We start from the raw sequence: 12,843 nt of genomic DNA, 5'->3' as shown, positions 1-12,843 counted from the left end.
TCACATTGCCCACTTGCAAATTTTCTAAAGAAGCACAACAAATAAACCTAAATAATTAGGTAGTTTTAAACTTCTTTTAGTATTAATTTTTATATTAAAAATTAATTAGCAAATGGCAATAATCACTTCATAGCACCTCCTATATGTTATGTGTAGATTTTACCATAGGAAACTTATAAAGTAAATAAATATTGTTATATTTGATATTTTCTTTAAAGTTGATATAACAGGTACAAGAATAATCGTCCTTTCTACTACCTATACATCCTAATCCATTAATACTAAATCATATACTTTTTTAGCTATGTCACTAACTCTATCTTTACTTGTATCTACATATAATTTTGCAGTTGTGTCTTTCCATTCAAGTAACTGCTTGTCTATCATATTTTCTACTGGCTTTGGTAAAACTCCATTCATCCTTTTAGCAAATCTAGATTTTATTATTTCTGCATCAGCTGTAAAATTTATTGTAATAGCCTCGTCAATGATTTTAAGTTTTAATATATCCTTTTTTTCTGATATTACATAGATTATTGATTTTGAGTTTAAATCTTTATTATTGCATGCTTCTTTTAATTTTTCCTCAAAAAGTTTCCATGCACTATTTTCATTTTTATCCATACGTAAATAATCTTTACCACTGTAAATCTGTACATCTGTAATTTTTTTTAATTCTGTAGCTGTTGAAGACTTACCTGAACAGCTTGGCCCCATAAATATATATAGCATAAATTCCCCTCCTAAAAATTTTAATATAAACAGAGTTCTTTGCTTCAGGGGGAGTTTTTACTCTCACTGAAGCTTACTAACAGAGTTCTTAGTATCAGTATTTTCGATACTTAGAACTCGTTGTCCTTTAGGGTAAATCGTTATCCAGGGACGTAGTAGCTCTTTATTCCCACTTTGAAGAAGATAGGAGTATTAGAGCTGGTAGTCATCGGATAAACTGTAGCTGTTAACCTATTATATTAATTGTAAAATATATACATATGAATAACAATCCTTTATACGATATTATTTAGTAACTTTCTCAAACAACTCTTGAAAACTTCCATCTTTCATTTCAACTACATTACTATTGCCCATCAAAATATTGCATATCAATTTTAAAATTCCTTCAAAAATATATTGTACCCATTTCAATTTCTATCTATTACATATCAGCTATTTAAGCTCTACACCATAACATATACCGTATTCAATCACTAATTAACATAACACCATTATAATATTTTTGAATAATACAAATCTACATGCGTCATTTTTCCAAAAATTGAAGTTTGACTTTTCTATTTATTCAATATATAATTTTATAATCATAGTATGAAATTTAATTTATTTTAATTTAATTAATATATAAAGCAAATTAGAAGGGACTGATATAATGAAAAAAGGCAAATTGAGTTTATCTACAAAAATATTTATCGGATTAATCTTGGGCTTAATAACAGGTATTATATTTAACTTTATTCCTGAGAGCTTCATTCGTGATCAAATATTGATTGATGGAATTTTTTATTTAGTTGGACAAGCATTTTTAAAAGCTATTATGATGCTTGTAGTACCTTTAGTTTTTATTTCTCTAGTTAACGGAGCTGCCAGCATGGGTGATATTAAAAAGCTAGGTAGAATCGGAGTGAAAACAGTATTATTTTACTTAGCTACTACTGCTATTGCTATTTCAATTTCATTATCATTATCTGCAATATTCAAACCAGGTGTTGGTTTAAATTTATCAAATTCTAATTTAAGTGAAGTAACTATCAAAGAGGCTACACCATTAGTTGAAGTTATCCTAGATATGATACCCAACAATCCTATTGCATCCATGGCAAATGGAAATATGCTACAAATTATTGTATTTGCAATGTTAGTAGGTGTAGGATTATCCGCTTTAGGTGAAAAAACTAAAATGATAACAAGTCTTTTTAAGCAATTAAATGATCTTATTATGAAAATTGTAGACTTCGTAATGATAATTGCACCTTTTGGAGTATTTAGCTTAATTGCTCGTACCTTTGCTACTCAAGGCTTTGATGCAATGTTACCTTTACTGAAATACATGGCATTAGTACTAATAAGCTTACTTATCCATGCTACTATTGTATATGGTGGCCTATTAAAAATATTTACAAAGCTAAGTCCTGTAAGGTTTTTCAAAAAATTCTTCCCAGCTATTTCAGTAGCTTTTTCTACTTCAAGTAGTAATGCAACTTTACCAGTATCCATGGAAGTTGCAGAAGAAAACTTAGGAATTTCAAAGGATGTTGCTTCATTTACATTACCACTAGGGGCAACCATTAACATGGATGGTACAGCTATTATGCAAGGTGTAGCTACTGTATTTATTTCTCAAATCTATGGAATTGATTTAACCTTCAGTTCTTTCTTAACCGTTATTTTAACAGCAACTTTAGCTTCTATTGGAATAGCTGGAGTTCCTGGTGTAGGAATGATTATGTTATCTATGGTATTACAATCAGTAGGTTTACCGGTAGAAGGAATAGCACTAATCATGGGTATCGATAGAATTCTAGATATGTCAAGAACTGCAGTTAACATTACCGGCGATGCAGTATGTACAATGATTGTAGCAAAAGCTGAAGGAGAATTTAACGAGGAAATTTTCAATTCTGAAGATATAAAAAGTAAATGTTAATTTTAAAATTGTTATCTGATTCTGATATGTGTACAGATTTATTAATAGTACTATAATATAAATAATCAATATAAAAAAATCATGGATGATTCAGTTTAAATAACTGATATCTGTCCATGATTTTTAAATTAAAAAGCTCTTATAACCTTTATCAATCAACTTATCTACTTTTTGCAAATTTAACCCATTGTATAAATTACATTAAGGCATCTTCAAAAAATAAATAAGTCAGAATGCTCGTATATTTGACTTATTATTTATTTTCAGATGCCTAAGTTTCCTAAATCAAACTGCCTTTTCCTCCTTGTTAGTTATATACCACTTACTTTGAGCTTCATACATCTCACTATACTTTCCATCTACACTGATAAGTTCATCATGAGTACCCACTTGTACAATTTCACCTTTGTCCATAACCACTATTCTATCTGCAATCTTAGCAGATCCAAGTCTATGAGTAACGATTATGGCTGTTTTATCCTTAGACATCTTTTTAAACTTCTTATATATCTTAGTTTCTTCTATTGGATCTATGGCTGCTGTAGGTTCATCTAGAATTATCATATTACTATCCTTATAAAATCCCCTAGCTATAGCTAGTCTTTGCCATTGTCCACCAGATAAATCTATACCATCAAACTCTCTAGATAGCATAGTATCATATCCCTCTTCAAACTTTTCCTTTGAAACCTGAAAATCTGCTTTAACTGTAGCATCCTTTAGTAGTGCTTCCTTTATTTCATTAGAACTATCACTTATTGATATGTTATCTCTTAAGGTCATTTTATATCTTTGATATTTTTGAAATACCCCTGATGTAGTCTTATATAATTCTTTAGATGATATTTTAGCTATATCCATACCATTTATTAAAGCATGGCCTTTAGTAGGACTATATATTCCTGTAATAATTCTAACCAAAGTACTCTTACCAGCTCCATTTTCTCCAACTATGGCAATGGTTTCTCCAGAATTCACCTTTAAAGATATGTCTTTTAAAGAAGTTTTATCAGTTCCTGGATAGGTAAATTCTACATTATCAATTAAAATACTAGGTACCCCTACAATTTCTACATCCTCCCCTTTTCTTTCGGGGATTTCTAAAAATCTAACAAAGTTTTTTACTGCACCTAAATTTTCAGCTATGGTTCCTATATGCATACATATTACCTCATTCATTAAAGAAAACATAAAGCCTATAGATGAAAATACCGCTCCAAAGGCACCTATTGATATAGAACCATCTAAAAGTGCATATACAAGGAGTGCTAAAACTCCCATATAACCAATAAGAGTTAACATCTTCATGGCTAGCTCTGCTAATCCTGATTTTCTTTCTGCTTGCCAATTATTCTTATTCATAAGATTTAAAGTACTTATATACCTTTTTTGGAAATAGAAGAAACCTCCTAAAAGTCTCGTTTCCTTATAATATTCTCTATCCACTATGCATTTCTCATAGTGTTCATATTCTCTTCTTATGGGAGCTACCTTATCCTCTAAATTAGTAAATACCTTAATCCTAACTAATTGTGATATGGATACAGGAATAAATATTAATATAATAGAAATAGAAAGTATAGGCTTTAATTTATAAAGATATATACCCATAAAAATAAAATATGGAATATAAAAGGTCACTATAGCAATTAATATCAAAGACATCCAAAGTCCACCCTCTAATCCCTTTTGAGCCTTATTAATATCATCAAGTAATGTTGGATTTTCAAAGTCTGTGGCATTTAACTTTGAGCTTTTATGGTTTAATATCTTACCTATAGTTCCTTTTGCCTTATTAACTAAGGCATTAGATAAAAAGTTAGATACTCCATTAAGTACTTGAGTAAGAACTAATGAAACACATAATCCTCCTAGCATAAGATATACTATTTTTAACTCTACTTTCCATGATGAAACAGCTGTAATGGAATCAAAAAACTTTTGTGTCATAAAAGTATTTCCTACATAAGTCAAGCTATGAAGTATTGTTGTTAATATAACTACTATTGTAAATATAGGGCATGATTTAAATATCATAGGTTCAATTGTTCTTACTATTTTAAAAAAAGAAATATATTTATTTTTCCCTTCCATTATATATACCAACTCCTTTGACTTTCATACATTTTTGTATAAACACCATTTTTCTTCATAAGCTCTTCATAGGAACCACTTTCTACAATAGCTCCATCTCCTATAACGAAGATTTCATCTGCAATCTTTGTTGAGCCAAGCCTATGACTGATAAATATAGTAGTTTGTCCCCTGCTTATCTCTTCAAATTTTTCATAGACATTACTTTCACTTATAGGATCTAAGGCTGCAGTTGGCTCGTCTAAAATTCTAATGGATGCAGGACTTACAATTCCTCTTGCCATAGCTATACGTTGCCACTGTCCTCCTGACAAATCTACACCATCATTTTTAATTTTTCCAAGGTTTGAACTTATACCTAAAGGTAATCCTCCAACAACATCTTGCAGTTCAACAGTTTCTATAGCCTTATTCATATTATCTAGGTTATCAAAGCTATTAATATCTCCTAATAAAATATTATCTCTAAAAGAAATATAATATCTTGCAAAATCTTGATATACTACAGAGCACATTGCTTTTAACTCTTCTTGTCCAAAAGCCTTTATAGATTTCCCATTTATTAAAATTTCTCCTTCAAAATCCTCATATAGGCCAGTTATAAGCTTAGTTATGGTAGTCTTACCAGCTCCATTAGTACCTACAAAAGCATAATGCCTTCCTTCTTCTATGACAAAAGACATATCCTTTAAAATATACTTTTCTATACCTGGATATTTAAAAGATACATTTCTAAACTCTAAGGACTTTAATTTACTAACTTCCTTCGCTGGTCTTAATAAGTATCCTTCATCGCCTTCCAATTTTAAAAAGTTAGTTAAGTCAACAAGATATTCTTTATTCTTTGCTAAATTATCTCCATACTCAGGAAGGCTCCAAGCTAAATAGTTTATTAATTCAAATACGCTATTAACAATGGACATAAACATTCCTATGGATAAAATTCCACTAGTTACAGGCCCTATTAAAATTAAAACTATTAATACAGATAAAATTGCAATAATAACCCCACCGGTTTTCATATTGACGTACCATTTAAGACTTACCTTAAGTTCATGCTTTCTAGCAGTTTCAAACTCTTTATGCCACTGGTCATTAATCTTATCAGAATAGCCAAACAAGGTTCTTTCTTCCACTGTCTCACGACCGTTTAACACTTCTTCTAGGTATTTAACTCTTCTTCTCTACTTCTCTATTTGCTTCATAAGTTTCCTTTCCACTTTTTAAAGCTATAAAAAATAGAGGTACTGAAATTAAAACAATTAAAATCGCGGACCACCATACTTGAGTAAATAAAACTACTAATATTCCTAATATTTTTAAAATCATTGCTATCATATCTAAAGAAGAAATATAAGCCTTAGTACATTGAACTTCTGGCTCTTTTATGACTCTGGATATCAAATCCCAACTATCCTGATTTTCTATATACTTATATTTTAGGGTTGCTATTTTTTCTACAATACTTACCCTAAATTCACCTCTTAATCTGTTTTTAATCTGAACCTCTGCAAACTTTGATAACTGCTTCGAAATCCAGTCATAAGCTAAAAGAATTATCACAAATAATAACGGCATTACTATATCTTTAATGCCTTTTTCTTGTTTAAATATTAAAATTGCAGTATCTAGAAACTTAGCGGTAGCCAAAATTTGTAGAGTTGGAACTACACCATCCAAAAGTTTTTGTAGCGCTATTAATATAGCCTGTGCTGGTGCAAATTTAAATGGAATTTTAATTACATCCCCTGTATTATAGTTTCTACTTTCTAATCTCATAATTTTCCCCCATTTATATACTTGTTTATATCAGAATTTTATAATATTGAATCCTCCCCTCTGAAACAATATTACATATCTATTGTCTATTCACCTCAGTAGTAGTTTACACTATATTAATGTTATTGAATTTATTAAATTATCTAACTAAATATGTATATAGTATAACACCGTTTTTACTTAAATAGCATATTTATACATAAATGTTTATTTATAATTATAAAAATAGTATTAGTGAAATCTAATTATTTATTGAAGTACAGTTTTACTCTAGAAGGCTTAACTTTAATTATATAAATGGCTGAAGGGTGCAAGAACATAAAAACATAAAAAGCTAAAAACATTGAATTTAATGAAATTTAACTTAGAGTTATATTATTTTATTTTTAATTTTCTCTCTAACTTTCTTCAAAATAAAAAAGAGAAAATCAGGTAACATTGATTTAGTTAGCCTTCTTATCTCTTACTTAAATATTTTAAAAATATTCTAATCACACCTATTGGAATTTCTTTTAATATATTGCTGTGTATATTGACATACCTCAATACACTTTCCACATAAAGACATTTCCACTCCTACTCTTTGTTTTAATAGTTCTCTTGCTTTCTTACGACATTTAAAAGGATCTAATAGTTCTTCTCTTGTTGAATTTATATTCCATAACGTACCTTTTATTGCTGTTGCTGGGCAAGCATCAACACACTTACTACATTTTCCGCACCTAGAATCATTGATAGGCATATCTGGTATGACTGGCATATCAGTTAGTACTGAAGAGATACGAACTGCACTACCATATTGTTGAGTAATTAAAAGAGCATTTTTGCCAATCCAACCCATTCCTGCCCGTGTAGCAACTGTCTTATGAGGTAAATAAGTAGTCAAATTTTCATCACTAGTAACATATGTTGAAGTTTGAGCTAATGCACTATATCCTTGCTTCTCTATGTATTTTACACAGGACATAGCAATATCATCAAGTTCTTTGTTTATTTTTTTATATTCCTCATAATATTCTTTTGTTGGCCCTTCATGAATACCCTGTATAATTTCAGGGTTAAATTTTATTGCAAATACAATACCATACTTTAGATTCTTATGCAATGAAGTACTAACGTTATTTAAATCTGCAAATCCAACCAATGATGCCCCTAGACTTTTTAGATATGACTTTAATTCATTCTCCCTCATAATACTTTCTCCTAACTCAAAGAATTGATAACATAAGTCTTAAATAGTTTTAAATCACTAATTTCGCAATTAAGTCCTTCCTTAATTTCTCTTATAATACATTCTTCAGGAGTTCCTCTTTTCTTTTTACCAATTTTATACTAACATGTTTTTCCACTTTCTTTAAAAGTTTAATTAAAAGTATTTTTCTCTATTCCTTGCAGTATATTATAAATAGATTTTCCTATTTTACCCTCAAAATATTCTTTTATCTCAAAGGTTTTCTTCCATTTCTTTAGTGTAAAATCAGTAAATCCATATCTCATAACCACATCAACCATTCTTTTTTCCACTAAACAAAATCCTGATGGAAGAGCCAGTGCATCACACAATTGAATCAATTTATCATATGAATTATATTCAATATTACTTAAGTAATTCTTCATAAATTTATACTCTGATTTAGTTAAATCCATTTCTCCACATATATCATCTATATTATTGCAAAGAAAACTATGAGTAATTGAAATTCTCGCCACAAGGTCATATCCCTTTTCCAACGCATAGTTATATCCATCAATAGCATGTCTTACACAATGCCTACCATTCCTTCTTCCAATATCATGAAGTAGTCCTAGCACATAAGCTGTATCTTCATCCAAATCTTTATCATATTTAGCAATCAAAGCTGCTGCCTCTGCTACATATCTTGAGTGTTCAACCCATGGACCAGGATTTAAAATAGACGCTTCATCTAATATTTTTTCTGCCATCTTTCGACTTGGAACTTTGTATTTCAATTCTTCCATGATTCTTCTCCTTAATTTATTCTTTCTTTTATGTGAATTTTAAAAAAGACTAGATATTTCTTTATTTAAAATGTCTAGTCTTATCTACTTTCATTTTTGTTAATACTAAACGCCGAAGTCTGGTATTAACATTATATTAAATTTTGATTCAACTTTCTTTCAAAACTACAAAATTTTGTAGGTGTTAAAAAAGTTTGATCATTTTATTTAATATATCTTTTTTTGTCCCGTAGATAAATCAGTTGTACTGAAGTATCCATTTCTTATCTCTACTTTGTATTCTAGGTCTAATTAATCTTTTATAAGAAGAAAACGTGATAAAATTGTAATTCAATGTAGTTGCTAGAGTATTATACAGTGGAAATTCACATGGAAATCATAGAGCTACAATCACAGGCTAAATAAGAAAAAAGCTTCCTTATGAAGACTGTTTCATCCTTACGTATCCTGTGAGGATATCCATTTATTAATCATAGAACCCTAAAATCTTTCATACTTTCTCCAAAAATATAATGTGAAAACCACATCAAATTCTGCTTCATAATAGCCATATTAATTCCTGGCTGGTCCGAACTATATGCCATTCCTTTAAATATAATCAATTCTGTATCAACTTTCATATCCCTTAATCCTTGATATAGCTCATATGCATTTGGAGCTGGAACTCCTTCATCCTCTTCACCATGTTGGATCAAGGTTGGAGTACAGGCTGATTTAATATATGTTATTGGTGAAGTTTTAGCATATATCTCTGGATCATTCCATGGATTATCTCCTAAATACATCGTAATAGATTGAGGTATATCTGTATTCACATAATAGGTAATCCAATCACTAATTCCACCTCCAACTGAAATAGCCTTAAATCTATCACTATATGTAGAGCAAAAGGCTGATATATATCCCCCTTGGCTCCATCCCATAACCCCTACTCTATCCTTATCTGCAATCCCCTTGTCAACTAGTGTATCCACCCCAGATATAACATCATTGTAGTCACCAATTCCCAGTTTTCTATAGTTTGCTTTTAAGAATTCATTACCATAACCAGAACTTCCCCTGTAGTTTGGTTCTAAAACTATAAAGCCTTTTTCGATAAACTGTTCAATAGGATATTTCTCATTAAAATAGTCTAAAAACATTGGAAAAGATGCCCAAGCTGGTCCACCATGGATTACCACTAATAAGGGATATTTTTTATTTGCATCAAACTCTACTGGGGTTGATAAAACTCCCTCTATTTCAATGCCATCAGTACTTTGCCATGAGATTATTTCCTTGTTACTTTTAAGCTTTCCTTTGAAAAAGCTATTTTCATTCGTTATTTTCTTATCATCTAAATAGATTTCAAAGGTTTCATTTGTTATAGCCTTATTATAGGATATATGATTTCCATCCCTTGTTATAGAAGCATCCATTATAAAGCTATCTACTTTTTCGCTTAACATTTCCACAGTGCCATTCTCAGATAGCAACCCAATAAGATAATTAGTTTTATTCTGCCATCTAATTAAAATTCCTTTAGCTGTCCATCGTAATGGAATAACCGTACTATCAAAATCTGTTAAAGGTTGAATTAGCTCTCCATTATTAATATCATATATCTCTAGCGTACTGTCTTCTATATGGGTCTTATAGTAATCCTTTTCCCTTATGCTTGCTGAGTAACATATTTTGCTGCCTTCAGGAGAAAAGCAAACACTCCCTCCCAACAACTTATCCATATTCATCTTTTGTAGCTCTCCAGCTTTAATATCTAGTATGTATAGATCTCCATTAACATAATCCACCATATCTGCGCTTGGTGTAGCCATAAATACAACCTTTTTCCCATCATTTGAAATATCAAATTCATGGATATGAAAATCCTTACCATCAGTTAGTTGATAAACAACGCCACTTTCGTGTTCATATTTATCATTTTGTATCACTTTTTCTATTTCAATGTAATATAAACAATTATTCTGGCATTCATTACCTATATGATGGAAATCTCCATATATGTCATTACGTTTTTTTATCACCTCAGATTCTTTTGACTGTGCAACATAATAAAAACCCTTGCCAGTAGGCTCCCATTTGAATTTACTGACCCCTTCTTTCTCATCGGTAATTTGAACTCTACTATAACCATCTATTGACTTAACAAAGATCTGATTTTTCTTATTATCCCCGTCACCAACTGGGCTAAGGTATGCGATATCTCTAGAATCTGGAGACCATAATGGGTATGTACTATCTATATCCTTAGTTGTTAATGGGTAACACTGCCCCTTATCTTTTTCATATATACATACATAATTTCTATATTTATTTTCTTTCCAGTTAGCTGTCTTCTTGACAAATGCTACGTTTTTGCCATCATCACTTATGTTTGTACCTGATATGGTTGGTAATGAAATACTCTCTTCTATACTTAGATATGTTTTTTCATTGATTTTCATTATTAAACCCCCTAGTAACTATAATATCATTTAACTCGTAGTAATAGCTTATATCCTTAGTTAACGTTTTATCAATTTATTCTATTCTTACCAACTATATTATATCAAATTTTTATATTAATGTAATATTTTTATAATTAATTTTTATGTAGACAAACATAGAAAAAAAGCATGAAGGAATGAAGGGTAAACGCCCTTGATTTCCTTCATGCCTTGGCCAAACTTTATTATTCGTGGACAATGTTTGTTTGATTTGGACAGAGATTGTTGTTTGGGTACAATTAGAAGATATACTCTCTTCTAAGCTAGGGTGATATGTATTAATTTCACCTACATTTATCTTCTTCTTTTTGCCATCATATCACCTCTAAAAATAAGAAAAGACTAGACATTTTCTATTTTAAAATGTCTAGTCTTATATACTTTCATTTTTGTTAATACTAAACATCTAAGTTTGGTATTAACATTATATTAAATTTTAATTCAACCTTCTTACAAACGGTCAAACTTTCTTTCAACCCTACAAAATTTTGTTGGTTTGTAATAAAGTTTGATCATAATTTTTATTACAAAGCTTGATTTTTCGTTAATTTTTACCTTTTATTTTTTAATAAAGTTTGATCAAAATAATTTCTCTTTATTACTTTTACAGTTTTTGTTTTGTAATAAAGTTTAACCAATACTAATAAAAAACATTAAGCTTTTAAGTATACTCGTGGATATTATTAATAAGCATCATCGTTACTATTTATTGACCTCGTTCCGGTACAGTCTGGATAATTTGAACATCCCCAAAATGTGGAATAAGGTCCTTTTCTCATAACCATTTTACTATTACAAATAGGACAATTTGGTCTTTTATCGTCATATTCTTGTTGTCTTCTAATATCTTCTTCGGATTCAAGATTAAAATCATCGGTTCCTTTTGATACCATTCCAACTGTAGCTCCACAGGAAGGACATGGTATTTCATGAGCTAAATCATTAGATGGATATTTAACCTTTGTAGCAAAATATTTATTTCCACAATGATTACAAGTCCCCCAACCTTCTCTCATTTCTTCCTCCATTTATAGACCCCTTTTCTAATTCAATATTTATATATCTCAATTTAAATAAGATATCTTGATTACATATAATAATAAACTATAACTAGGAAATACTTTTTGCCTTTATGCTAGTTAAATTTATTATATATTGTTATTTTATTACTATATAAAGAACACTTTAATGAATGAATTGTTAATATTAAAATTACTGTATCTTTTAGCAACTTAGATTTTAAATACTCCATCTATATAATCAGAGTTTTTCTGATTTTTAAAGCATTACATCCTTAGAATGACCTTTCCATATTTATAAAATATACAACAATAGCCTTAATTACAAGTTTTTCTTTATATAAAGTTTTGATATTATACAATATCAAGACTTAATAATATCTTCTACTTCGTTCTCGTAAAGACTCCTATCTTTGATAAATACTCCGAATATTTATAGTCAGCACGATTCTCCCAATCACATATTATTCCATCTACAAAAAAATAAATTCATTAGTAAATTTATTACATAAATTCACCTCAAAACATCGTTCATAAAAGAAAACTAATGCTGTTAATTTTTTCCTTGTTACCTTAATATGCAAGCTTGTTGTTTACTTTGTAAATGGATATTTTTCTTTATTTCATATCCTTGTGGTATACCATGTACCATACCTAATATTTTATTACTATCAGACAAAATTGCTTCAATTACCTCATTAAACTCTGATGAACCTTCAATATATGAAGCACCCGTAATATATGCTAAAGTGTTAATAGCCGTTTTAGCAACTACCTTATATATTTTCCTTTACTTGAATTCTTGCTGTAAGTTGTCCCTCTA

General features: G+C 29.7%; 10 protein-coding genes. 1 reads left to right on the top strand and 9 read right to left on the bottom strand.

The window, feature by feature from the left end; translation table 11 throughout:
- Positions 1-267: 267 nt before the first annotated feature.
- Together ABDZ93_RS09525 and ABDZ93_RS09520 are read right to left on the bottom strand one after the other, a co-directional pair.
- Positions 268-732, bottom strand: a complete 465-nt coding sequence (locus tag ABDZ93_RS09525; protein WP_343825808.1) for a hypothetical protein — start codon at positions 730-732, stop codon at positions 268-270.
- A gap of 285 nt (positions 733-1,017) precedes the next feature.
- Positions 1,018-1,146 carry a hypothetical protein gene (locus ABDZ93_RS09520; RefSeq protein WP_343825806.1) on the bottom strand — a complete coding sequence of 43 codons (129 nt, stop codon included), beginning with the start codon at positions 1,144-1,146 and terminating at the stop codon, positions 1,018-1,020.
- Between the two features lie 241 nt (positions 1,147-1,387).
- Between ABDZ93_RS09520 and ABDZ93_RS09515 the strand changes: the two genes are divergently transcribed.
- Positions 1,388-2,662 (top strand): dicarboxylate/amino acid:cation symporter, encoded by a 1,275-nt coding sequence (locus tag ABDZ93_RS09515; RefSeq protein WP_343825803.1) that lies wholly within the window; start codon positions 1,388-1,390, stop codon positions 2,660-2,662.
- Between the two features lie 285 nt (positions 2,663-2,947).
- Here ABDZ93_RS09515 and ABDZ93_RS09510 read toward each other — a convergent pair whose 3' ends face one another.
- The 7 genes from ABDZ93_RS09510 to ABDZ93_RS09480 form a co-directional block, all read right to left on the bottom strand.
- On the bottom strand, positions 2,948-4,756 hold the full coding sequence (locus tag ABDZ93_RS09510) for an ABC transporter ATP-binding protein (RefSeq protein WP_343825801.1): 1,809 nt from the start codon (positions 4,754-4,756) through the stop codon (positions 2,948-2,950).
- Positions 4,756-5,913, bottom strand: a complete 1,158-nt coding sequence (locus ABDZ93_RS09505; RefSeq protein ID WP_343825799.1) for an ABC transporter ATP-binding protein — start codon at positions 5,911-5,913, stop codon at positions 4,756-4,758. The genes ABDZ93_RS09510 and ABDZ93_RS09505 overlap by 1 nt, the downstream gene beginning before the upstream one ends.
- A gap of 13 nt (positions 5,914-5,926) precedes the next feature.
- Complete coding sequence (locus ABDZ93_RS09500; RefSeq protein ID WP_343825798.1) at positions 5,927-6,535, bottom strand: ABC transporter transmembrane domain-containing protein; 609 nt, start codon at positions 6,533-6,535, stop codon at positions 5,927-5,929.
- 487 nt (positions 6,536-7,022) lie between these two features.
- Positions 7,023-7,727 (bottom strand): 4Fe-4S double cluster binding domain-containing protein, encoded by a 705-nt coding sequence (locus tag ABDZ93_RS09495; RefSeq protein WP_343825795.1) that lies wholly within the window; start codon positions 7,725-7,727, stop codon positions 7,023-7,025.
- A gap of 170 nt (positions 7,728-7,897) precedes the next feature.
- Positions 7,898-8,515, bottom strand: a complete 618-nt coding sequence (locus ABDZ93_RS09490; RefSeq protein WP_343825793.1) for an HD domain-containing protein — start codon at positions 8,513-8,515, stop codon at positions 7,898-7,900.
- 470 nt (positions 8,516-8,985) lie between these two features.
- On the bottom strand, positions 8,986-10,959 hold the full coding sequence (locus ABDZ93_RS09485) for a S9 family peptidase (RefSeq protein WP_343825791.1): 1,974 nt from the start codon (positions 10,957-10,959) through the stop codon (positions 8,986-8,988).
- A 725-nt stretch (positions 10,960-11,684) separates the two neighbouring features.
- Positions 11,685-12,029: a topoisomerase DNA-binding C4 zinc finger domain-containing protein gene (locus ABDZ93_RS09480; RefSeq protein ID WP_343825789.1), complete on the bottom strand. Its 345-nt coding sequence runs from the start codon at positions 12,027-12,029 to the stop codon at positions 11,685-11,687.
- Between the last annotated feature and the right edge of the window lie 814 nt (positions 12,030-12,843).

Source organism: Clostridium subterminale, from assembly GCF_039521425.1.
In the GTDB taxonomy this organism is placed as follows: Bacteria; Bacillota; Clostridia; order Clostridiales; family Clostridiaceae; genus Clostridium_J; species Clostridium_J subterminale.
The sequence above is the reverse complement of the archived record's forward strand: the minus strand, read 5'-3'. Positions and strand labels throughout refer to the sequence as shown.